22 protein-coding genes are annotated in these 22,101 nt (G+C 38.4%); 5 read left to right on the top strand and 17 right to left on the bottom strand.

Annotation, left to right across the window (positions count from 1 at the left end; translation table 11 throughout):
* From EWE74_RS10440 to EWE74_RS10425, 4 genes are all read right to left on the bottom strand, one after another.
* Window positions 1-507, bottom strand: a complete 507-nt coding sequence (locus tag EWE74_RS10440; protein WP_130141491.1) for an NADH-quinone oxidoreductase subunit B — start codon at window positions 505-507, stop codon at window positions 1-3.
* A 3-nt stretch (window positions 508-510) separates the two neighbouring features.
* Window positions 511-1,098: an NADH-quinone oxidoreductase subunit A gene (locus EWE74_RS10435; RefSeq protein WP_130141490.1), complete on the bottom strand. Its 588-nt coding sequence runs from the start codon at window positions 1,096-1,098 to the stop codon at window positions 511-513.
* A 23-nt stretch (window positions 1,099-1,121) separates the two neighbouring features.
* Window positions 1,122-2,465 (bottom strand): signal recognition particle protein, encoded by a 1,344-nt coding sequence (gene ffh, locus EWE74_RS10430; protein ID WP_130141489.1) that lies wholly within the window; start codon window positions 2,463-2,465, stop codon window positions 1,122-1,124.
* A gap of 157 nt (window positions 2,466-2,622) precedes the next feature.
* Window positions 2,623-3,309 carry a zinc metallopeptidase gene (locus EWE74_RS10425; protein WP_130141488.1) on the bottom strand — a complete coding sequence of 229 codons (687 nt, stop codon included), beginning with the start codon at window positions 3,307-3,309 and terminating at the stop codon, window positions 2,623-2,625.
* Between the two features lie 409 nt (window positions 3,310-3,718).
* Between EWE74_RS10425 and EWE74_RS21450 the strand changes: the two genes are divergently transcribed.
* Together EWE74_RS21450 and EWE74_RS21445 are read left to right on the top strand one after the other, a co-directional pair.
* Window positions 3,719-4,237 (top strand): Rpn family recombination-promoting nuclease/putative transposase, encoded by a 519-nt coding sequence (locus tag EWE74_RS21450; protein ID WP_262708749.1) that lies wholly within the window; start codon window positions 3,719-3,721, stop codon window positions 4,235-4,237.
* 20 nt (window positions 4,238-4,257) lie between these two features.
* Window positions 4,258-4,659 carry a PD-(D/E)XK nuclease family transposase gene (locus EWE74_RS21445; protein WP_262708748.1) on the top strand — a complete coding sequence of 134 codons (402 nt, stop codon included), beginning with the start codon at window positions 4,258-4,260 and terminating at the stop codon, window positions 4,657-4,659.
* Between the two features lie 913 nt (window positions 4,660-5,572).
* Here EWE74_RS21445 and EWE74_RS10415 read toward each other — a convergent pair.
* The 3 genes from EWE74_RS10415 to EWE74_RS10405 form a co-directional block, all read right to left on the bottom strand.
* Window positions 5,573-6,556: a glycosyltransferase family 2 protein gene (locus EWE74_RS10415; RefSeq protein ID WP_165384691.1), complete on the bottom strand. Its 984-nt coding sequence runs from the start codon at window positions 6,554-6,556 to the stop codon at window positions 5,573-5,575.
* Between the two features lie 266 nt (window positions 6,557-6,822).
* Window positions 6,823-7,863, bottom strand: a complete 1,041-nt coding sequence (locus EWE74_RS10410) for a glycosyltransferase family 2 protein (protein WP_130141486.1) — start codon at window positions 7,861-7,863, stop codon at window positions 6,823-6,825.
* A gap of 170 nt (window positions 7,864-8,033) precedes the next feature.
* Window positions 8,034-8,903, bottom strand: coding sequence for an alpha-1,2-fucosyltransferase (locus EWE74_RS10405; RefSeq protein WP_130141485.1), 870 nt, complete (start codon window positions 8,901-8,903; stop codon window positions 8,034-8,036).
* A 467-nt stretch (window positions 8,904-9,370) separates the two neighbouring features.
* Between EWE74_RS10405 and EWE74_RS10400 the strand changes: the two genes are divergently transcribed.
* The gene (locus EWE74_RS10400) at window positions 9,371-9,754 is read left to right on the top strand and encodes an HU family DNA-binding protein (RefSeq protein WP_130141484.1); all 384 of its coding nucleotides are present in this window, start codon (window positions 9,371-9,373) and stop codon (window positions 9,752-9,754) included.
* A 299-nt stretch (window positions 9,755-10,053) separates the two neighbouring features.
* On the opposite strand, the gene EWE74_RS10395 is transcribed toward EWE74_RS10400, so the two are convergent.
* Window positions 10,054-11,124, bottom strand: coding sequence for an MAC/perforin domain-containing protein (locus EWE74_RS10395; protein ID WP_130141483.1), 1,071 nt, complete (start codon window positions 11,122-11,124; stop codon window positions 10,054-10,056).
* A gap of 307 nt (window positions 11,125-11,431) precedes the next feature.
* Window positions 11,432-12,211, bottom strand: a complete 780-nt coding sequence (locus tag EWE74_RS10390) for a glycosyltransferase family 2 protein (protein ID WP_130141482.1) — start codon at window positions 12,209-12,211, stop codon at window positions 11,432-11,434.
* A 232-nt stretch (window positions 12,212-12,443) separates the two neighbouring features.
* Here EWE74_RS10390 and EWE74_RS10385 point away from each other — a divergent pair, with 232 nt between their 5' ends.
* On the top strand, window positions 12,444-13,304 hold the full coding sequence (locus tag EWE74_RS10385) for a glycosyltransferase family 2 protein (RefSeq protein ID WP_165384689.1): 861 nt from the start codon (window positions 12,444-12,446) through the stop codon (window positions 13,302-13,304).
* Between the two features lie 24 nt (window positions 13,305-13,328).
* Here the strand turns inward: EWE74_RS10385 and EWE74_RS10380 are convergent, their stop codons facing one another.
* The 5 genes from EWE74_RS10380 to EWE74_RS10360 form a co-directional block, all read right to left on the bottom strand.
* Window positions 13,329-14,129 carry a glycosyltransferase gene (locus EWE74_RS10380; RefSeq protein WP_130141480.1) on the bottom strand — a complete coding sequence of 267 codons (801 nt, stop codon included), beginning with the start codon at window positions 14,127-14,129 and terminating at the stop codon, window positions 13,329-13,331.
* A gap of 59 nt (window positions 14,130-14,188) precedes the next feature.
* Window positions 14,189-15,034: a glycosyltransferase family 2 protein gene (locus tag EWE74_RS10375; protein WP_130141479.1), complete on the bottom strand. Its 846-nt coding sequence runs from the start codon at window positions 15,032-15,034 to the stop codon at window positions 14,189-14,191.
* 15 nt (window positions 15,035-15,049) lie between these two features.
* A complete protein-coding gene (locus tag EWE74_RS10370; protein ID WP_130141478.1) occupies window positions 15,050-16,075 on the bottom strand; it encodes a CgeB family protein in 1,026 nt (341 codons plus the stop codon).
* Window positions 16,076-16,107: 32 nt separating this feature from the next.
* Window positions 16,108-17,205, bottom strand: coding sequence for a glycosyltransferase family 8 protein (locus EWE74_RS10365; RefSeq protein ID WP_130141477.1), 1,098 nt, complete (start codon window positions 17,203-17,205; stop codon window positions 16,108-16,110).
* 74 nt (window positions 17,206-17,279) lie between these two features.
* Window positions 17,280-18,035: a glycosyltransferase family 2 protein gene (locus tag EWE74_RS10360; protein WP_130141476.1), complete on the bottom strand. Its 756-nt coding sequence runs from the start codon at window positions 18,033-18,035 to the stop codon at window positions 17,280-17,282.
* Between the two features lie 160 nt (window positions 18,036-18,195).
* Here EWE74_RS10360 and EWE74_RS10355 point away from each other — a divergent pair, with 160 nt between their 5' ends.
* A complete protein-coding gene (locus EWE74_RS10355) occupies window positions 18,196-18,963 on the top strand; it encodes a glycosyltransferase family 32 protein (RefSeq protein WP_165384688.1) in 768 nt (255 codons plus the stop codon).
* Between the two features lie 12 nt (window positions 18,964-18,975).
* Here EWE74_RS10355 and EWE74_RS10350 read toward each other — a convergent pair whose 3' ends face one another.
* From EWE74_RS10350 to EWE74_RS10340, 3 genes are read right to left on the bottom strand one after another with little or no spacing between them, the layout of a single operon-like run.
* Window positions 18,976-19,995, bottom strand: coding sequence for a glycosyltransferase family 9 protein (locus tag EWE74_RS10350; RefSeq protein WP_130141474.1), 1,020 nt, complete (start codon window positions 19,993-19,995; stop codon window positions 18,976-18,978).
* A 5-nt stretch (window positions 19,996-20,000) separates the two neighbouring features.
* Entirely contained in the window at window positions 20,001-20,606 is a 606-nt protein-coding gene (locus tag EWE74_RS10345) for a DUF4254 domain-containing protein (RefSeq protein ID WP_130141473.1), read from the bottom strand.
* Window positions 20,607-20,637: 31 nt separating this feature from the next.
* A complete protein-coding gene (locus tag EWE74_RS10340; protein ID WP_130141472.1) occupies window positions 20,638-22,101 on the bottom strand; it encodes an NADH-quinone oxidoreductase subunit N in 1,464 nt (487 codons plus the stop codon).

Genomic DNA, 22,101 nt, shown 5'->3' with positions numbered 1-22,101 from the left:
TTAAGCCTGTTCAGAAAAATATTGATCTTGTAATATATTCTCTGTTTCTATTTTCTTTTGAAGTTCTAAAAATGCGCCTATTAATGCCTCTGGTCTAGGTGGGCAACCTTGTACATATACATCTACAGGAATAACTCTATCAACCCCTTTTACTACGTGATAACCATGTTGCCAATACGGCCCCCCACAATTGGAGCAGGAGCCCATCGATATGACGTATTTGGGTTCCGGCATCTGTTCGTAAAGTTTTTTTATCCTATCTGCCATTTTAAAGGTTACGGTGCCGGCAATAATCATCACGTCTGATTGTCTGGGGGACGGACGCGGAAATACACCTAATCGATCCAAGTCGTATGTCGAAGCCATGGCACCCATCATCTCAATGGCACAGCAAGCGATTCCAAAACTGACGGGCCACATAGATGACAGCCTTGCCCAATTCAGTAAATCATCCATTTTTGCAATGATTACGCCTCCACTTTGTGCTTGATTTTGTCCTGCATCCATGTTCTAATCAGTTGATTTTTTGAATTTTGGTCGAAATCCTAGCCCTGCAGTGCGCGCTACTTTTGTATCGGTATCGGCTGTTTCAGAAGATACAGATTCCTTGTAGTTACGAACCTGATATTTTTTGCTATTCAATTGTTCATAGGCCGTGGCCGGAATGCCGACGGAAACACGAGGTTGTATATGTGCAGGTTTGATCCATGAAATGTCTCCGCGCTTCCATACATATACCAATCCGACGATCAGAATGCCTAAAAACATGCCCATTTCCACCAATGTGAACCAGCCCCAACGCCCATCGGCGGCGATAAATTCCTTGTTTCCAAAAACCGTAGCCCAAGGAAATACGAAAATCAATTCTACATCAAACAATAGAAAGACCAAAGCAATGACATAAAACCGAGGGTTTATTTGTACCCAAGCTGTGCCGATGGCTTCTTCGCCACATTCGTATGTACTTAGTTTTTCGGGATTTGGTTTTTTCGGCGATAGTATTTTGGCCAACAAAATGGTTACGCATACCAAGAGGATACCTACTATTGCGATTAATAGTATCTTTCCGTATTCTGACAGCTGCGCGGGGTCATCCATAGTACAAAATTACAAAATATTATTTAAAAAGGTTTGCCTGGCATTTTAGGCATATTGCGCATCATCTTAGCAGCCATGCCCGGATTAGACATTTGCTTCATCACTTTACGCATGTCGGCAAATTGTTTCATGAGCTTGTTCACCTCGTTGATATCTGTTCCCGAACCTTTCGCGATACGCATGCGTCGTTTCGTGTCGATCGCATCTGGATTTTCGCGTTCGTAAGGTGTCATAGAGTCTATAATGGCTTCAATCGGTGTAAAAGCATTATCATCTATTTCAACATCTTTAATGGCTTTTCCGACCCCGGGAATCATACCCATTAAGTCTTTCATATTTCCCATTTTCTTAATCTGTTGAATCTGCGATTTAAAGTCGTTGAAGTCGAATTTATTTTTTCGGATTTTCTTTTGTAATTCCGCGGCTTCTTTTTCGTCAAACTGTTGTTGGGCTCGTTCTACCAACGAAACCACGTCACCCATCCCTAATATGCGGGATGCCATACGGTCGGGATGGAATACATCAAGCGCTTCCATCTTTTCGCCTGTACCGATAAACTTGATCGGTTTATTGACTACGGATTTGATCGAAAGTGCAGCACCACCACGGGTGTCGCCATCTAACTTTGTGAGAACTACACCCGTGAAGTCTAAACGGTCGTTGAACGCTTTGGCGGTATTAACAGCATCTTGGCCTGTCATCGCATCGACGACAAATAGAATTTCGTGCGGTTGTGTCACTTCTTTCACCGCAGTTATCTCTGTCATCAGGGCTTCGTCAATGGCAAGTCGGCCAGCCGTATCGATGATGACGATATTGTTTCCGTTGCGTTTGGCTTCCGCTACGCCTTCTTGTGCAATAGCAATGGGATCAGTTGATTCGCGGTTAACGTAGACAGGTACATTTACCTGCTCGCCCAATACTTGCAGTTGATCTATTGCAGCCGGACGATAAACGTCTCCCGCAACTAATAATGGTTTCTTGCCTTTTTTATCACGAAGATAGTTTGCCAGTTTACCCGAGAATGTGGTTTTACCAGCACCGTTCAAACCGGCAATCAAGATGACCGTAGGGTTATGTGTTATATCCAGATCCGTGACTGTTCCCCCCATAAGGGAGGTCAGTTCATCATTCATAATTTTAGTCAGCAATTGCCCAGGAGAAATGCTGGTGAGTACATTCTGACCCAAGGCCTTTTGCTTTACCTCATCGGTGAATGTTTTGGCTGTTTTATAATTCACGTCGGCATCCAATAATGCCTTGCGAATTTCTTTCATCGTCTCTGCGACGTTTATTTCAGTGATACTTCCTTGCCCTTTTAATACCTTAAAGGCCCTATCCAGTTTATCCTGTAAATTCTGAAACATGTTTATTTCTCGTCTTAAAATGTGCTAAGTGCCAAAGTTACAAAATAGTGTCGAATTTTATTTCATCAAACCATGCGAATCCGCTATAAAACCAAAAATGCGACGTATCCGGCCGCATTTTTGGTTTTAATGGAGGTGTAGGACACACCTCCAGCAATTAATCTCTTCTTCCGAAAAGGATATAAGCATAATATAGTAACGTTACCAGTGCTGATAATGCCGCTACAACGTAAGTCATTGCTGCCCATTTCAATGCATCTTTTGCGCCATCATGTTCATCCCGGCTGTGTGTTACATTCGCTGTTTCCAACCATTTTAATGCTCTGCCGGAAGCATCAAATTCCACCGGCAAGGTCACAAAAGCGAATAACGTTGTCAAGAACAATGCGCCTACACCAACTGCTAATACCCAAGGGTTTCCACTAAAAGCCATTAGCAATACACCGCCTATTAACACCCACGATGTCAATCTGGAAGCTATGCTCACCACAGGAACCATCGCCGAACGGAACTGCAACCAAGAATAAGCCGTAGCGTGCTGTACAGCATGGCCGCATTCGTGTGCGGCTACAGCTGCAGCGGCTACACTGCGGCCGTAGTATACTTCGTTGCTTAAATTTACCGTCCTATTTGCCGGATTATAGTGGTCGGACAGACCACCTTCATTGGCGACTAGTACTTTCACGTCATAGATTCCATTTTCATGGAGCATTTTTTGTGCAATTTCAGCTCCTGAAAGTCCTGAACTTAACGGAAATTCTGAATATTTTTTAAACTTGTTCTTAAACCTCGATTGTACGATCCAACTGATAACCGCAATCCCAATAAATATAATCCAATACATAGTCTTTATTTCTTTTTAATTCTTTCGCTATTTTTCTTTTCTCTACAAACTATATTCCATTCGTTATGATTCGCCTTGAAGATAATAAAAACGATTCATTTTGTCAGTTTTAAAAATAAAAATTGATATTAGCCTGTCATTATTGCTTGTATTTATCGGCTTCAGGCGCCCTTGCTTATATTAAAACCCCTATTTAGAGATAAGAAAAATCTGATCAATTTTCTAAACATCATCTTTCGGGGACGTAAAGATATTGTTGATCTGACCTATCGCGATACCGAGCGTGCGTAACCCATTAACCTATGTCATATGGATTGACTACTTGTAAATTCGTAAACTTACTGAAATCAGTGGTATTTCGAGTGATAAGAATAAAGTCATTGACCGAAGCTGTCGCGGCTACAATGCCATGCAACACTCAAAATACATAGACCCGACAACGGATTATGGCTTTAATCGGCTTTTCGGAACAGAAGTAAACCGGGACTTTCTCATTGCATTGCTCAATGACCTGTTTCGGGGAAGGAAGACCATAGCGGATTTGGTATACAACAAAAACGAACATGTTGGTGAAGCAGAGGAAACGGGTACGGTTATTTTTGATCTCACCTGTACGGCAGATAACGGAGAACAGTTTATTATCGAAGTTCAGCGGAGTTCGCAGGTCAACCTTAAACGCCGGATGCTATATTATGGTAGCAAACTCATAGCTGATCAAGCTCCGAAAGTTAACCGCAAGGAATGGAACTATGCCGTAACGGAAGTGTATGTCATCGTATTAATGGAGGGTTTTGCAATGCCCGATGGAGAGGACGACAAGGATTTTCTGTACGATATTTGCCTGTGTAATAGGGATACAGGGAAAATATTCTATGAATATTTGGGATTTATTTACATAGAACCCCGAAGGGCTCTATCATTCCATTGAAAATAAACATTAATGATAAATTGATTAATTTTGAAAAGGAAGAGGGGGAATTAGAGAGCGATTTGGAGCAATGGATGTATGTGTTGAAGAATATGTCATCGATGAACAAATTATCGACCTATCTAAAGAAGCCTATCTTCAAGAAATTATTTGAGATCGCTGAATACAGCAAATTGAATAAGGAGGAACGCAAAATGTACGATGTTAGTTTAAAACGCAAGTGGGATAATAAAGCAGTGCTTGACTATGCTCGTCAAGAAGGTGAGGAAAAGGCTCGCAAAGAAGAACGTGCCAAAGCCGAGGCTGAAAAGTTAGCTGAAAAACTGAAGTCTGCGTTGAATTTAAAAAAGAGAGGGCTTCCAGTAGAAGATATAGCCGAAGATTTAGGACTTACGGTTGAACAGGTCGAAAAACTGAAATAGCCCTTGCTAAAAACTAATAGCAAAGAAAGCCGAACATTTTATTTTGTTCGGCTTTCTTGCGTTATAAATTGTAGCATTATTATTCTTTTATTTTTACAATCGTTGATATGTTAGTTAACACAGACGGCGCGTTCGTGGACACTTTTATGTCGTCAGCGATCACTTTTTCATTTTCGGATAATACGGACAGTGTTCGAATAAACTAAAAAAGCCTCATTTTGCTACAATACTGTCAATAATATACTGCCCCAAAATAGCCCCATAAATCGTACGGTTTATGACGTTGACCGAACCCTTTCTCCTATAACGGGAACACTATATCCCAGAAAGGGAAAGCTTTTAGCTGAAAAGGGAATACTGTATCAAATAATGTGTTCCCTTTTCCTCTAAATACCAAACGCTTTATCGGAGAAAGGGAACACCTAGCATTAAAAAGGAGTCACTTAATCGTATAAAGGGAATACTTCTTGGAAAGAACCGTTCCCTTTGTACCAATACGGGGATACCTTATACCAGAAGGGAAACACTGAATGCCGGAAAGGGATCACTCGATAGAATATACCATTTCCTTTACACCAATAGGGAACTACTTGGTGGCGTTAAGTGTTTACTGAATATTCTATAGGGAACACATTCTTCGGAAAAGGGGATACCATTTACGATACAGCGAATGGTAAACACAGCGAAGCGATCACCTGATCACGCAAAGGGGATACGTTATCGTTTAGACCGTTTCCTTTTTCCCGTAAAGGAATCACCGGATGGAAAAAAGGGATCACTTGTTATGAAAAAGTAATCACAAGATAGAAAGAACCATTCCCTTCTTATCAGAAAGGGAATGCCAAACATCGTCGACCGTTCGGCAAATCTCGGAAATATTTACGTTTTTTCTGCAGTTCTTTCAGCAATTCTCTTAGCTAATGATACCCAGCAAATATTTTAACGACTGTTTGAATGTTTTTCTGATTTGTTTCGCAGTAACGTATCGTCTGTTAAAGATAGGGTTGCGAAGTAAGAGTGGAAAGGTTTTGGATTTTCCTTTCTCCATCACAATCATATACCAATTGTTGTAAAGGATTTGCTCCAGTTCCTTAATGGGATATTGTTTTCGTTTACGGTTTTGAAGAATAATTTCTGTGTAAAGTGCGTGGTACTCTTTAGGTGTATATTTGCTCCCGATAACCGGCTTACGAAGTATATCTAGCTCAATATCATCTGCATGTGAGATTAATTTGTCCAGTTGATAAAATAGGATGGCCCGTAGTTGCGTGTCGGCAAGATGTCTTTTCCGGTCTGTGATATTGTTGTCATGTATGCGGTATTCACCTAGGTACTGGGGAATATTATCGACTTCGTATTTTAACGCTATCCGAGAAAACAATCCGTAATCCTGAGCGACTGGATGATTGGGGTATCCGCCCATTTCGCGGAAAACCGCGGTGCGGAACATGACAGTAGAGTGAACAAAAGAGTTGTGGAACAGGAGCTCTGCATGAAGTTTTTCAGAATCGCAGATGGGTATCATCTTTTCTCCCGTACGATTACCATCCTTATCTATTATATAGGCGCATGCACCCAATAATGCCAATTTAGGTCGATCTAGAAAATGCTGGAGTTGTATTTCTAGCCTGTTCCGGAAAGCAATGTCATCGCTGTCTAACACGGCGATAAACTCACCTTGTGCCTCTTCGAGAGCAACATTTCGGGTAAAAGGAAGACCTTTGTTTTCGCCATTTTCAATCAGGCGAACGCGAGAATCATCGAAACTTTGAGCAATTTGGATTGTGTTATCTGTAGAGCCATCGTCTACAATTAAGAGTTCAAAGTGGGGGTATGTTTGTGTTAATACACTCTCAATAGATGTGGCTATATAATCTGCTGCGTTGTACGCCGCCATGAAAACAGTTATTTTTATCTTATTTTTACGTTTGTCCGACATGTTTTACTCTCTCATTTGGCGTTATACCACTGTATGATGGATATTTGCCCATTTATTGCGTATGCAATAGTCTTGTGGGAAAAACAGTTTGATAACGCTTTTATTATGGATTGACCGTAGGAGAAGAAACCCTAATGATCAATATATGGCCTATATCGCACCATGTACGATAGTAATGAATCTCAAATATAGGCTATTTTTCTTAAAGGGAGATAAAAAAGATGTTAATGCAATGAAGGTGTTTTGATCATATCTCCTTGCGATCGTCGGATTCCCAGCAGATATTTCAGCGACAGTTTAAATGTTTTTCGGATTTGTTTAGCAGTCACATACTGCGAATTAAAAATAGGTTTGCTAAGAAACAGTGGAAGGGTCTTGGATTTTCCTTTTTCCATTACAATGGCATACCAATTATTAAAAAAGATGCGTTCCAGTTCTGTAATAGGATACTGTTTGTGTTTCCTGTTTTCGAGAATGATCTCACGATAAAGAGTATAGTATTCTTTTGGAGAATATTTGCTACCCATAACGGGCGAAAGTAATATCGCTGGATCCAGGTTCGTGATAGATGGTAACAGTTTATCCAGTTGGTAAACAAGAATATCGTTAAGGTGAGCTTCCAATATATCCTTTTTTTGCAAAGAGATATTATTTCCATGTATTCTGTATTCCACGAGGTATTCGGGAATGTTGTCAACTTCATACTTTAGGGCTATTCTTGAAAATAGTCCGTAGTCTTCGGCGGCAACATAAGCTGGGTAACCACCCACTTCTGTGAAAGCGGACATACGTAACATAACGGTGGAGTGTACAAACGAATTATAGAACAGCAAACCCGCATGAAGTGTGTTTGTTCCACAAATGGGGATCATCTCTTGTCCTGTTCTACATCCGGTATGATCGATGACATAAGCGTATCCTCCCAAAACAGCTAATTTAGGCCGGTTTAGGAAATGCTGGATTTGTATTTCCAACCTGTTGGGGTGGGCAATATCATCACTGTCGAGCACGGCCATAAATTCGCCTTTGGCTTCTATGAGAGCGACATTTCTTGTAAAAGAGAGTCCTTTGTTGCTTTCATTCTCAATTAACCTGATTCTAGGATCTGTGAAACTGCGGACAATCGCTGTGGTATTGTCCGTAGAGCCGTCGTTCACAATCAGCAATTCGAAATCTTCGAAAGTTTGGTTCAATACACTCGCGATAGCTTGCGAGATAAATGGCGCGGCATTGTATGCTGCCATAAATACTGTAATTTTAGGCATAATATGTCAACTGAAAAGTATTCCCTATACAAATAATGGAGAGTGCATTGCAAAACTAATCACTGTTGTCATCGGTCTGTAATTAATCGATACGGCTTTATATCAGCAAATATAATTTTATTTTGGTTCAGTTTGTGTATTTTTTCTTATAAAAGAATATGAGAATTTGTTTAAAAAATAACGAAACTATCTAAGATGAGGCCACGTCCATCCGTGTTCGGACGCGTTTCGTTAATCCACTTATTTGGAGATACCACGATTTTGTCAGGATTGTTGTTCAGCCAAGCACCCCACCAGCTAAAACTGCTGTTGGCGATAATATTGTGCTTGCATAAACTCATCAACTGCATGTCTATATAACTCTGGTTTCCGGTATTCCAATCTACGAAAATAGCATCTATGTTGTTAAACGTTTCTTTACACCAAGGAATATCGTTGGAAAAAATAACAAAGAGGGGAGAGTCCGTCTTTTCGTTTATATAAGTGATCGCTTTCTCGTAATAGGCATTGTCACATATACTTCCCAGGTGTTGATTTGACGCGATGAGGTAATCTCCACGACGGACGTGAAGGGAAACACTATTACGCTGCTGAATATGTTGAATAAGCTCTTTATTTTTAATGTCGGTAATTTGCGGAAACTGAAAATGTTCACGAAGTTCTTCTGCGACCATATTGACGTAATCGATATGTTGCCAATACCCCCAATAATATCGATTTTGTTTATCGCTAAAGATTGTTTTATTGTAAGCAAATGGCATCGTTTCCTCGATGTAGGCTTGTTTAGTATTATATAACCTTCTTAGTTTACGCCAAATCCATTTTCTATTATGGGGAAGGTAGAGATTTAAATCGAATTTGGACACGATATTCAGATTGATGTCGAAAATGTCGTTCAGCTCGAATCCATTATGAAGCGGATAGGTTTCGAAATCGCTTAGATCAGCTTTGACTTTTTTAAATTTTTTCTGTAGGGCGAGATAAAATCCGTATTGGAACATTTGGTTTCCAAGTCCGCCTAAAAATTTGACAATTTTCATCTAAATTATATCCGTAACAATGGTTTGCATCTGCTAGAGTAAAGATACTGTTTTAGTCAGTTTATACAAAATACAATTACCTCAAGTAACGTTATTGTCGTCGTTATTTGTGCCCATTTGAACCCATTTGTGCCCATTTGTGGTCATTTTGCTCAAGCAATTCTGAGGATACCCTATGTTTGTGCTGTTCGTTTATCTCGCGAGGAGTAGATCGTACATATCAACAGTAGCACAAAATAGGGATAGAATTTTTATCAAATCTTATCAATTTCTATCAAATCCTATCAAATCCTATCAAAATTTAATTTTTGGAAGTGCCATCTATAGGTTTGTGTTGTTCATTCCCTCGCGAGGAGCTGAACAACGAGAACAAGGTAACGGGAAACGCCTAAAAAGGAAAGAGCTCGCCGATGAAGGAGTAGACCGAAGCCGACAAACATTTTTTTAAACTTTTAAATTTTAGTATTATGGCAATTAAATTCAATGTACAGGAAATCGGCAACCCGCAGGATGCGGCTGCCCCTAAGAAGTTCTACGCACGTCCGGTAAGCAGCGGCGAGATCACTTTAGAGGATCTGGCTTCGGACATATCCCATGCATCTTCGATTAACGAGGCGGATGTGATGGCGGTATTGTACAGCCTAGTGCGGGAAATCCCGCGCAATATCTCGCAGGGCTATATCATCCGTTTGGGTGGACTGGGCTCTTTCCGTTTAGGGACCAGTAGCGTCGGCAGTGAGACGGCAGAGGAAGTAACCGCTGCCAATATCCAGCAGAAACGGATACTGTTCCATAACGGTGCGCGTATCAAAAAGGCGATAACGGATTTAACTTTCAGGAAAAGCGAGTAGGTTCGTCTTTTGGTTTAATCAGGTAGGCCGGTATCTTAGGATGCCGGCTTTTTTGTGTTCAGATTCCTCAAAATGACCACGGTCATCTAAAAAAACGAGCGTTTGATTTTTCAAAAAGAAAGTTTGTTTTGTACGAACGACCGTGGTCACTTTCCAAAAACAAACTTTGAGTTGGAAAAGTTACCGTGGTGAGTTTTTGGAAAGTTATTTTCGACTTTTCAAAGCCCTTTTAAGGGAATTTTATTTTACTATGGGTTAATTTTGTTTTGTGTGGTATGTATTTTTTGTATAAGACTGATTTAATTTAGTTTAACTTCATTGGTTCTAATATATTTGTGAATATACTCTTCCACTTCTTGTTTTTTCTTTACATCCTCAATGAGATCAGAAATGGGTAATAAATTTTCTAATCCATCTAAATATGCGAATCTAGCATTCTCTTCGGTGACGCTTTCTCTCCACTCATCTATTGTCACAAAAAGATTTTTCCCAGCTTTTTCTTCGATTTTAATTTTAGAGGGGTCGCCGCCAACTACTTCGAAAGCTATTTTAGGGTTTGTCACTCCCTTTAATGCCGTTGAGTCAACCGGATCGAGAAATCCGGAAAATAATCCAAAACATTCTTTCAAGCCTATTCTAAAACTATTTTCCACAGCTTGACGCCTACTTTCTTTTTTATATTGGGCTTGATAGTTGATGCTTAATTTTGCTCCAATTTCTAATGAAATTAACGCATGTGTGCCGTATTTCTCTATAAGTTCGTGAGCACTTAGTGACTGACAATCATATTTAAAGCTCTCCGTTACGTAAGGAGTTAGTAGACGGTCGTAAGCATTCAATGACAATCTACGGTATTTCATTTCTAGTTCATAAAGACCATACAAATAATTGCCTGAGGTTACCTCTGTTTCGGGGAATGCGTGGACGATATTTCCTTTAAAATAGCTATAACTGTGCGGTTCATGCTGTCTTAAGAAAACATGTGTTAGGTTTTTGGTGAACTGTTCTGCGTCAGTAGCATATATGGGGGTGAAAGTTGAGCTCAAAAGACGTGCAACGACGAAACGACCGGTATGATCTTTTACGAAGTCCGGGGTATTGATCACCGGTTCTCTTACAGAAGTAGCATCTGCACATTTACCTGTTATGTCGTATCCGTAACCTAAAAAGTTATAATCGTTGTATCCTTCCTTATCTATATTATTTTCATCGTCCCTAAGGTTCTTTACGGAAAATTCGAGTTCTATCTTTTCCGCTAATTCTGGATCTATCGTTTCCGGGTTATCGAGAGTTGTTTTTTTACAGGAACTTAGTGCAATGACAACCGATAGGGCAAAAAAGAATGTTTGTTTAATTTGTAATGTATTCATTTGTTTATCTATAACCGTAAAAATCTATTTTTTGCGGTTACGCAAGTTAACGTATTTATATTAAATCTCATTTTCTTTTTTTATAATGAGCCGTTTCTTGAATAGAATTAATTGGTTATATTGAAGATCCCCTGCACACTTAGATTATTTTTTACTCCTAAAAAGAAGAATTATATGAATTATACAAATTGCGATATTGTGTTTTATGCGCCGCGATCGTAAATAGAAAATATTAAATTAAAAGGCTTTAGGAATAAACCATAATGAATAGAGATTATCTATCCCTATCTGTCACAAACAATTGTATTCACTGAAATTTTTTTACGCCAATTGCCTTTAGCAAACGAAACCCTTTGGACGTCCGAAGTCTTTTTAACTTATCTTCGAGTTTAAAATATTCTATATAGTCATTATAAAACAAAGGGAATTCTTCTTTTAAGAATGCATTTTGTTCGGCATCTATAATATTTCTATTTTTTGGATCTGAACTCATACCATCCATATAAAAACTAGAAATTACATCCGGGATATATTTGGTAGATACCTGTTTGCCTATGATTATCTTTGTGAAGAATGCCCAGTCAGCAACAATAGTATATTTTGTTTCATATGTACCGTATTTTTCAAACAAATCTCTACGTATGAATGTAGAAGGATGGCCTAAAGACCCCACAAAAAAATGTTTAAAAGTTAAAGTTTTCGGATAATGGTGTATATGTGTAGGTTTACTTTTGTGCCCTATAATTTGGATGTTACCATAAATGATAGCTTCTGAAGTGAGCTTCGGAATAATCTCTTCGAGAACACCTTCGTTGAAAAGTAAATCTCCACTATTAAGAAATAAGAGATAATCTCCAGACGCTTTCTCTATTCCTTTGTTCATTGCATCATAAACACCTTTATCTTTTTCAGAAATCCAGATGTCTATTATAGAAGACTCTTTAATTATATTCACACTTCCATCGTCGGAAGCTCCATCTATTACAATTAATTCAAATTCTTTATAAGTTTGATGTTTTATGGATTTGAGTGTGTTTTTTAACCCCTCAATATTATTAAGATTTACTGTAATAATACTTAGTTTCATAAATTAATCATTAACCAGTGAATCAAAAACCTTTATTGTGTATTGGGAAATGCTACTTTCTTCGGAGCAAAGATTTATTGATCACAATACCAAATATAGTACTATTTTTGCGATGATAGAGAGTGGTTGTTGTATTTTCTTATTCCTTTGTGAGGATTCTAAATTTCACTTATAGTGTATCAAAACTTATAGGAGGATCGTTTATAACTATAAGCAAGTGATGTTAAATTATATGAGTAAACCCTTAGTAAGCGTAATCATACCCTGTTTCAATGTAGGAAAGACAATACAAGAAACATTAGAGTCTGTAATTAAGCAAACTTACCCATCGTTTGAAGTGATAGTAGTAATTGACGGTGCGACAGATAATACGGCGGATATAGTGAAGAATATTGCTTCTCAGCAATCGAATATAATTGTTTGTGAGCAAGAGAACAAAGGATCCTCATCTGCAAGAAATACGGGATTTCTACAATCGTCGGGAGAATATATAGTTTTCCTAGACGGTGATGATTTGTTTGCACCGACATATCTTGAAGCATGTTATAGTAAATTCGCTGAGAATCCAGAGGTTGGATTAGTATATACCAATACTATTCTTTTTGAGGCGGAGAATGGGCTTTTGGATATTCCTGATTATTCCCCAAATGAAATATTGATTGACAACAGTATCCCCGCTACAGCACTTATAAGAAGAGATATTTTTCAAGCTGTTGGTATGTGTGATACATCTCTTCCGTATGCAGAAGATTGGGAATTATGGATTAGATACACTAGATACAATGAAAATGTAGTTAAAATTGAAGAGCCTCTATTTTATTATCGAAGAAGACATTCTAAGGATTCAAAGACAGACTTAAATAAAATTAATAATATATCGGAACAAGCTCAACTTTACATCTATAAAAAACATTATACGCTTTATCAAAAAGAGGGCTTGAGCGTTAACGAATTGTTTAAAATTAGGAATGAAGTATTTTATCTCAGAAAGAAGGTGAGAAAGTATGAGACGAGATATTACGGCATTTGGTATAGAAAATTATTCTATCGTCTTTTCAAACCAAATTTTTATAAATCAATTTTTGATAGGTAAGTTTTGAATAAAAAATAATGGTATTTAATATGCTGAGGGGGAATCTAAATTTCCCTCCTCATCAAACTTCCATGAATTGGATGTTGACGAAGTTTTCATATAATGAACCTCCTCTTCTGTAAGGGATTGGGGATTGAGATACCACCCCATGTGTTTGCAAGTGAAATTCCCACCAATCCGAATAGCGTCGTAGAATTGAAGAGGTTTTACTTTGAACTTGGACGGATATTGAGGTTTGTACAAAGCGAAAGTTGTATCGACTAACGCAAAGAAAATATTTTTTTCCAGTTCATTTGTCCAATATTGTTTTTCCCAATTGATTACTTTCTCTTTTAAAGGGTAATAGTCGGGTATAGTATCAATATCTAATGCAAAGCCCACCTTTACAATTTTCTTGTTGTACTTATCCATTTTATTTATCATTGTCTTAATAAAGTCGTTTGGTAAATCTGGGTTTGGCAAGATATCAGCATCTGTAACAAAATAATAACCACGCCCATATTTTTTTTGAAGTCGTTCGTTTTCAAAAAAAACCATGTGCCCATAATTTTTGTCCATTATCTCAACTTTTACTTCCTGTTGAATTGTTTTATAATATTCTAGTAAAGGAGGGTAATTTGATTTATTGTCAACGATAACAATGTTCTCTATTTTTCTTTCTAAAAGGAAATCAATTAGCTTTTTTAAATTTCCAAGCTGATTAAAGTTTATAATAATTACAGGAATGCTGTTAGGACTTTTCCTTTGCTTTCTAACAAAGGAGTTAAAAAATATTGTATATGTATATAGAATCGATTTTCGTAGAGCTTTCAATTGTTTTTTCATTTCATTACACGTATTAGATATTTTATTTTTCTACGATTTAGTTTGTATATGAAAGGTACTTAATGGCCAAAAAGACGTTTGATTATGTTTTTTAGCTTTCTTTTCTCTATTTTTTTTCTATCCCTTTCGTAAAGTAAAAGTGTGCGGTAAGAAAATCTATCAAAAAAAGCTATTTTGGAATTATCATCTAAATCTTTGAAAATATAGATATGTGCTAACCTTTTGTTTTCAAGCATAACCTCGGGGTTTCGAGTCACACCTTTTTTGTGTAATCTGTAACACACAAGTTCTTCATCTATATAGACTGCTTTAGGATTGTTTTTGAACAAGGCTAACCAAAATATCCAGTCTTCGCCTGCTTTCAAAGTTTCGTTAAAACGTGTTTCATTAATCAGCTCCTTCTTGAAAATTCCACAATGAATTGGGATTGAGAATTCATAATCCCATTTGAGCAAAATATTTTCATAAGAAAGGAAATCCTGTTGTAGCCTACAAAAAGGTGGTTTTACTTTATCATTTATAAGATGATAGAAGTTGGTTACTACAACGTCAGCATTATCTTCGTTAAAAATTTTTATACTCGTTTCCAGTTTGGTCCGGGAAATTAGATCATCTGAATCTAAAAATAAAACGTATTTACCTTGGGAGTGATCTAGTCCGAAATTTCGTGCACTTCCTAACCCTCCATTTTCTTTTTGAATAAGCTTGAAGCGAGAGTCTTTTTGTTCCCATAATTCTCCAATTTCGGCAGTGTCGTCGGGAGATCCATCATTCACAATTAAACATTCCCAATTGGTAAACGTCTGCTCATATACTGAAAGAAGCGTGTCTGGTAACCAGTCCGCCTGATTATAACAAGGAATAATAATCGATACAATAGGGATGTTCGAGTGAGATAGTGTCATGAATGAGTTTTTTACTTAATATTCTTTAGGAAGATTAATTGGATAATATTCTTCATCATCTAGAACGTAATGGATCCAATTTTCAAAAGCATATTTTTCTTTAATTTCCTTTGCGACTTTTTTGTAAGGCGCATTAAGAAAATACTCTAAATTGCCCATATTGTTGTTTTCCCACACAAAGATATTGTTTTCGTCATAAAAATCGTACAATTTCACGATGCTATTGGTTGTAATGATTTTTTTATCATATCCTAATGCTTCGAATATTCGAAAAGAAAGACCTTTATGTTCATTTATATGAACATCAATTAATATCTTGGAAGATATTGTTTTTCGCAAGTTGTCTTCGTAGCTTATGGTAGTATCTAAATGACAAAAGCCTAGATTTTGTATTTTTTCTATCTCGTGCTCATGTTCGCTAAAAATGGAGATATCAGTTTTAACTCTCATATCTAGCAATCTTTGCGAAATATCTTTCAGAATTTGATTTCTAGGTTCAAAATAGCTGCCTATAAAAAAAGCTTTGTTCTCCGTTTTACGCTTATTATCAATCTTAAAGTGATTAAAATAAAAATTAGTAATAGGGAGGGTGCCGCCTATTGATAAATCTTTTACATCAAATACAAAAAAGCGATCAAATTTAGGTATATAATCGTAAATTATTGGGAAACGATTCAATCCGTCCCACTGGTAAGCAGCTACTAGATCCGTTTTTTTTCTGATAGTGTCAACGACAGATTCTGGTAAAATATCGGCTCGAATAAGTAAAGCGTAGTCGGCATGTGTATGAGGCTCGAGTTGTTGCAGTAGCTTTTCTTCAATAGTTTTCTGTCTAAGCTGTTGCTTATAATTTCGATCCTTTAAAAAAGTTTTTCGTATAAAATTATGGAGGCGTTCCCTTAAATTTTTATATTTAAAAGAAGGTTGATGCGTGTCGAGTACTATTACCTTAAAGCCCAGGTGTTCAAGACCTTTTCTGATAGTAGTCGAAAAATTTGCGTATTCGTGTACTGCGAGTATAATTGTCTTATCGCTGAACATGTAAAAGCCTTTATCTTATTTGACAGGAGAAATTATAATACACCTCTCGAAGCACCTATTTCGCACTCATAAATAGAGGTGTCAATCGTACTTCTGAACCGTGACAGGATCCGGCGTATTTTAGGGTTATTCATCACATTGTCCGGAGACTCCTCGTCGAAGAAAGAAAGCACATGCTTTAGCTTTTCTTTACCGATAAATACGCCTAGCGACAGCTGCTCACGAACAACATTCTTGTATTTACGTTTTTTCTTACGGCTCTCAAACTTCAACTCAAATTCTGTTTTGGAGTCAATCTGGTGAGCAGGGAAATGTTGTCCGATGTAGTGCTCATATTCCGTATGGAATGAGCCGATAAAGCCTTCTTCTGTATTCCATGGTTTGAGCTCCCCTACAAAATGTAGGATTTTAGGCTGAAATTCTTCTAATAAAGGTATAGTTGTGTCGATAAGCTGATAGTTATACAAAAAGGATAGAGATCCAATTTCGTCATGAAGCACGGTGTTGATCAAAGTTTGATCGTGCCGTAAAAGTTTATGTCTATGCTTTTTCGCATAGTCCATCATTTGCGTCAAATAGTCTATCTTGAGCAAACGCTTGGTATTAAATAAAATGACGCCTGCATTTCTGTACTGATGTTTTAGCGCAATATATCGATTTAGGTAAGCATTGTGGAAATTGAAGCCCGATTTGCGCTCGATCTCCGATATATCGATGGCCATCATCAACCCCTTTCCGTCTTTATTACTGTCTAAAATTTGTGAAATGCAAGGTGCATTTATGTAAACATCGGCATCTAGATACAATATCTGCTCATATTGATCTTTAAAAATGCTGGGCAGAAATATCTTGTGATAGGTTGCTGATGAGAGGCGACCAACAGGGAGTTCATTGATAGCTGAAAAATCAACAGTGCAATAACGTATATCTTCATGGATTGATACCGGGAGTTTTTCTGTGTCCGGTAGACAGATCACAATGTCGAAATCACGCTGCTTCTCTTTTTCCAAAATCTGGCCCGAAACAAAAGAAGCATAAGGTAAATACGCATTATCTACACATAACGCTACAGCTTTTTTGTTTTTTGCAGGTTTCGTACTCTGTTTAATCGTGGGTAAAGTATATGCCATATAGTCGTGTTTAGTCCCTATCTTAATCTACATCCTTAAAAATGAAGTATTATTGTGCAAAATATATGCCACCTCTATATTTTACGTTGGTTGCGTTGTACTTCCAACATCTTCGCATACTTCATATAAGAGAAAAACGATTGAATTAACGAAAACGTTACACCATCTATACCATGAAATATACCTTTTTTTAAAAAATAGGCTTTAAAGAACGCTGTAGCACCATGTATAACAGGTGAAAAGGTATTTACTTTTTTTTCTTTTTTGATAAATTCTGCCACTTGCCAATCGGTGTATTGGTTTTTTTTGGCAATCAATTGATGGAAACTATCCCAAGCATAATGTATTAAATGCATGTCGGATTTGTGGAGATTAGTGGCGACGACGCGCTGATGTACATGATGGGAAGAGGGGTGGGCGGTGTTTTTATTAAAAAAACGACAAGCATAATCCGGGTACCAATCCGCAAAATTTATCTCTTTATCTTTTAGAAAATTCCTTCTTTTGAAACTATAGGCATCATAAGGGAGTTGGAGATATTCTTTTTTTTCAAAAAATGGAAAACAGTCCTTGTCCAAAAACTCGTCTGTATCCACATTCAGTATCCAATCGTGCTGGCAGAATTGAAGTCCAAAGGTTCGTTGTGGACCGTCTCCCAAAAAAGGCTGAGAAATAACGGTTGCTCCCAGAGAGGTAGCGATTTCGACAGTTTCGTCTTGGCTATTAGAGTCTATAATGATGATTTCATCACAGACTTTCTGTAAACCTACTATACATTTTTCGATGTACTTCTCTTCGTTGAATGTGATAACCAGTCCGCTTATCCCCATATTATTAAATTACGCGTGATAATTTTTTCTTTAGGCATTATTCATAGTATTCATTTATCTTTGTTTTTAACAGCATGGATGAGCTCAATGCATTTGGTTCGTGAATGCTATGCATTTTGTCTACGTGTGGGCAAAGATAAATAAATTAGAAAGTAAAACGATGATTCCTAAAATAATTCATTTTTGTTGGTATGGGGGTGGGAAATATAGTGAAACCATTCAAAAGTGTATTAAATCGTGGGAAACGTTTCTGCCGGATTATGAAATTATAAGATGGGACGAATCCAATACACCATTTGACAGCATGCCTTTTCTGAAAATCTTATACAAGCAGAAGCGATGGGCATTTATCGCTGATTATATGCGTTTGTATGTGTTGTTTAAACGAGGGGGAATTTATTTCGATACCGATGTGGAGGTGATAAAAGCCTTTGATAGTTTGCTTAACGAAAAAGCATTCATCGGGTTTCAGACAGAAATCGGTGTGTCGAAATTTCCGTTTAATACGGCCGTTATCGGATGTGAGCCAGGAAATAGCTTTATAGAACTTTGCTTGCAAGAGACCGAAAAGCTGCAGCGTATGAAATATCACCCTATGGCTGCCCCTGTTGTTTCGACAGAAGTGTTGATGAATAAATATGGCGTGGATACCTATAAAACCCAACGATTAACGGATGTACTCGTCCTCACGAAAGATTATTTTTATCCCTTTTCGTGGATGGAAACATTCCATGAAAGTTGTGTCACCCCAAATACGCTGGCCATCCACTGGTGGGAGGATTCCTGGGGGAATAAAAAGAAGAATTTGGCTTATTATTGGCGGTCGTTGTCCAGAAAAATAGAGCGCACGCCATTAATCCTGGTGTCCCAGCTAGCTTATACATTCGGAAAGAAGAAGCGTTTCTTTTTATATACTCAAACACCTTGAGGATACCGTGCTTTATAAGCTGCGAATCTTATCCACAACCATCTGGGGTGTTACTAACTCAATAGCTTCTATACCGTTACAAATACAGGATTTGTTTCCATATATGGAACTAGGGCGATTGGGATGTTCTACCTGAATGCAATCTGCTGTAGATTGTCCATATCCCAAGAAGCCTGCATAGGGATGTGTTGCTCCCCATATTGATATACAGCGTGTGCCCACTAAAGAGGCCATATGCATACCGGAAGAATCCATGCTGATCATCACGTTTAAGTGACTTATGAGATCAAGCTCGCCCGTTAATCCCAATTGGCCAATGGTGTTGTATACATGTGGATATTGCGCACTCCATGTTGCTGCCGTTTCTAACTCCTGTTTTCCACCACCGAAGATGAAAAAAGTATAGGCAGAAGCTGGAAATGTTTTGAAAATAGTATCCCAATGACTTAGCGTCCATACTTTGTAAGGATGCTGGGCAAATGGAGCGATACCGATTTTAATGGTTTCAGATGTTAATGAAGTGTGGTAATCCTCGGGTACGGGGCGTTCTTCTCGCTGTAGCTGGTGGTGGTTTAATTTTAATGAAAATCCGAGTGCTCGGAATACGTCAGCATAGCGCTCCACGGTAGTACGTAGTGGTTTGAAAATCTTATGTCTTTTTCTGGTCAGCTCTTTTTTTCGATGGCGCGCTTTATCGAGTATAGCTAGATGATAGCCCGCCGTTTTAAAAAATAGCGTGAGAATGCGTGAGCGGATATTGTTATGCAGATCGGCTACATAGTCAATTTCATATTTTTTGAGCTCGTTAAAAAGTCGCCATAGCCCCTTGGGGCCTTTATGTTGATGATCCGGAAAGATGGGATGGAAGATAAGATTAGGAATGCCTTCAAAAAATGCAGCAAACTGCGGACGGCTTACCATGATGAGTTCTATCTGCTTATGTTGAGCGCTAAGCTCTCGCAAGACAGAAGCTACCATAGCCACATCTCCCATTGCCGAGAAGCGTATAACCAATACCCGGACTTTTTTCATGTTCCCTATGGTGTTTTTTTGTAAAGGACCGGATTCAACGATGGGTCGTTATACATTTTCATCTGTTTGTACACTTTCATGTATTTATTTCCCGCGGCGATATCGGTAAGTAGCTCATCGATGCTTTGTGATAGGTCTTTACGTTGTTCTAGTAAGACGTTTAATTTTGACTTACAAGAGGCAATGTGTGCTTGGTCCACATCGATACGACTAGTTTCGACCTCCATGTGGTATATCTTCAATGCCAAAATGGATAGCCTGTCGATAGCCCAAGCTGGGCTTTCGGTATTGATACGGGCATCCTCTTTTACTTGCACATCACTATACTGCTGTAAATAAAAACTGTCGATATATTCTACCGTGTCCGTACGTATCTGGTTTTGTTTGTCGATACGTCGCTTCCAGTTTAACCCTTCTTCTGGGGTAATATCCGGATTGCGGACGACGTCTTCCATGTGCCACTGCGCGGTGTCTATCCAACATTTTCGATACAATAGATGTTCCAATGACTGACGATCGTATGGATTTTCCATAGGATGGTCGATCTCATCATAACGATGATAATCCTCGATGACAAGTTGAAATATAGTATTAGCAATTGCGCTGATCATAACAGCAAAGATAATATTTTCTTTTGTTCTTTTACGCTAATACCTGCATCACCCAGTTTGGGAATATTCCAAATAAAATAACCAATACCGTTAAGATATAGGCTATCACCAGCAGCACACCAAACTGCTTCTTAAGTATGACAGGTTGGTCACTATTACGCAGAAATGCATATAATGGAATCTTAAAATAGAAAAACAGTGAGATAGCTGACGTAAGTGCACCGATAATAAGCAAAAGGAGTGCACCGGTATCGCCGGAAGATTGAAAGACGGAAAAAGTGGAGGTAAACACCATCAGTTTTGCTACAAACCCTACAGTTGGGGGGATGCCAATAAGCGAGATCGCAACTAACGTAAACGCCGTAAACAATATCGGCATTTTCTTGCCCAGACCTGTGTAAGAAAGAAGGGATGTAGACCCTGTTTGTTGTTCTATTTGATCGATAAAGATAAAAGTGGCTAGATTCATCAATACATAGGCTACGATGTAGAATAGCAAATAGCTGTTCAAATCTTGATAGGCAAATACAGCCATGAGTAGTAAACCCGTATGCCCGATGGACGAATAGGCCATCATCCGTTTGACGTCCTGCTGTCGAAGTGCAGCGAGATTGCCCACGAGCATGGTGACGATGGCCACGATGGTAATAAACCAAGTGCTTAATTCGGAAAAGTAAAATGCCGTGGACGACCATGATTGGTAGAGACGAGCAAATAATATGATAGCACCTATTTTAGGGATAGTGGATAGAAAAGCGGTAATGGCTGTAGGTGCACCTTGATAAACGTCGGGACTCCATACATGAAAGGGGACAAAGCTGAGTTTAAATCCGATACCGGCAAACACAAAAAGCAAAGCCAACGTAATAATCGCCTCCGGGGCATCCATCAACCCTTGTAGGTGCTCGGCCGACTGAAAATCTAGATTGCCCGTCAGCCCGTAAACAAGCGAAAGCCCGTAAAGCATCACTGCAGCACACACCGATCCGAAAAGGACATATTTCATGGCAGCTTCTGATTGGGTTTTGTTTTGGGAAAAATAACCCACCAATATATAGGAAGCAATAGAAACCATTTCTATACCGATGAATGCCATTAACCAATGGCTTGTGCTACTTAATACGTGCATGCCTAAGGTGGCAGCTATCAGTATGCTATACACATCACCATTGTTTTTTGAATGTTGTTGTTGCAAGAATATAGCGATAATGACGGTGCTACATAGAACTACAAGGCGGGCGTATGTGCTCCAGGTATCGACCAACCACATGCCGGAGAAGCCTGTTGCGGTTGTAGATAATTGTCCGATGAGATAGTACAATGAAAACCCCAGTGTAACTATACAGCCGATAAACGTACTGTTCCTCCAACGTTTCTCTAAGAAAAGGGCTGTGAAGATGCACACAATAAAACCGATAATTAGAGCTAGTTCCGGTTTAAAAAGTGGAACGGAAGCGATAATTTGGTCGAGTATGTTGGGTATGGATACGTTCAC

It is taken from the genome of Sphingobacterium corticibacterium (assembly GCF_004208525.1).
In the GTDB taxonomy this organism is placed as follows: domain Bacteria; phylum Bacteroidota; class Bacteroidia; order Sphingobacteriales; family Sphingobacteriaceae; genus Sphingobacterium; species Sphingobacterium corticibacterium.
This window is presented reverse-complemented; position numbering and strand designations above follow the sequence as displayed.

Coding starts and splice junctions, on each gene's coding strand:
- EWE74_RS10415 (WP_165384691.1), bottom strand. CDS start 6,556: ATGGCGGCGTACAACGCAGCAGATTATATAGCCACATCTATTGAGAGT.
- EWE74_RS10360 (WP_130141476.1), bottom strand. CDS start 18,035: ATGGGGATAAGCGGACTGGTTATCACATTCAACGAAGAGAAGTACATC.
- EWE74_RS10365 (WP_130141477.1), bottom strand. CDS start 17,205: ATGGCATATACTTTACCCACGATTAAACAGAGTACGAAACCTGCAAAA.
- EWE74_RS10380 (WP_130141480.1), bottom strand. CDS start 14,129: ATGAAAAAACAATTGAAAGCTCTACGAAAATCGATTCTATATACATAT.
- EWE74_RS10355 (WP_165384688.1), top strand. CDS start 18,196: ATGATTCCTAAAATAATTCATTTTTGTTGGTATGGGGGTGGGAAATAT.
- EWE74_RS10385 (WP_165384689.1), top strand. CDS start 12,444: ATGAGTAAACCCTTAGTAAGCGTAATCATACCCTGTTTCAATGTAGGA.
- EWE74_RS10435 (WP_130141490.1), bottom strand. CDS start 1,098: ATGGATGACCCCGCGCAGCTGTCAGAATACGGAAAGATACTATTAATC.
- EWE74_RS10370 (WP_130141478.1), bottom strand. CDS start 16,075: ATGTTCAGCGATAAGACAATTATACTCGCAGTACACGAATACGCAAAT.
- EWE74_RS10425 (WP_130141488.1), bottom strand. CDS start 3,309: ATGTATTGGATTATATTTATTGGGATTGCGGTTATCAGTTGGATCGTA.
- EWE74_RS10410 (WP_130141486.1), bottom strand. CDS start 7,863: ATGCCTAAAATTACAGTATTTATGGCAGCATACAATGCCGCGCCATTT.
- EWE74_RS10405 (WP_130141485.1), bottom strand. CDS start 8,903: ATGAAAATTGTCAAATTTTTAGGCGGACTTGGAAACCAAATGTTCCAA.
- ffh (WP_130141489.1), bottom strand. CDS start 2,465: ATGTTTCAGAATTTACAGGATAAACTGGATAGGGCCTTTAAGGTATTA.
- EWE74_RS10440 (WP_130141491.1), bottom strand. CDS start 507: ATGGATGCAGGACAAAATCAAGCACAAAGTGGAGGCGTAATCATTGCA.
- EWE74_RS10390 (WP_130141482.1), bottom strand. CDS start 12,211: ATGAAACTAAGTATTATTACAGTAAATCTTAATAATATTGAGGGGTTA.
- EWE74_RS10350 (WP_130141474.1), bottom strand. CDS start 19,995: ATGAAAAAAGTCCGGGTATTGGTTATACGCTTCTCGGCAATGGGAGAT.
- EWE74_RS21450 (WP_262708749.1), top strand. CDS start 3,719: ATGCAACACTCAAAATACATAGACCCGACAACGGATTATGGCTTTAAT.
- EWE74_RS10345 (WP_130141473.1), bottom strand. CDS start 20,606: ATGATCAGCGCAATTGCTAATACTATATTTCAACTTGTCATCGAGGAT.
- EWE74_RS10395 (WP_130141483.1), bottom strand. CDS start 11,124: ATGAATACATTACAAATTAAACAAACATTCTTTTTTGCCCTATCGGTT.
- EWE74_RS10400 (WP_130141484.1), top strand. CDS start 9,371: ATGGCAATTAAATTCAATGTACAGGAAATCGGCAACCCGCAGGATGCG.
- EWE74_RS10375 (WP_130141479.1), bottom strand. CDS start 15,034: ATGACACTATCTCACTCGAACATCCCTATTGTATCGATTATTATTCCT.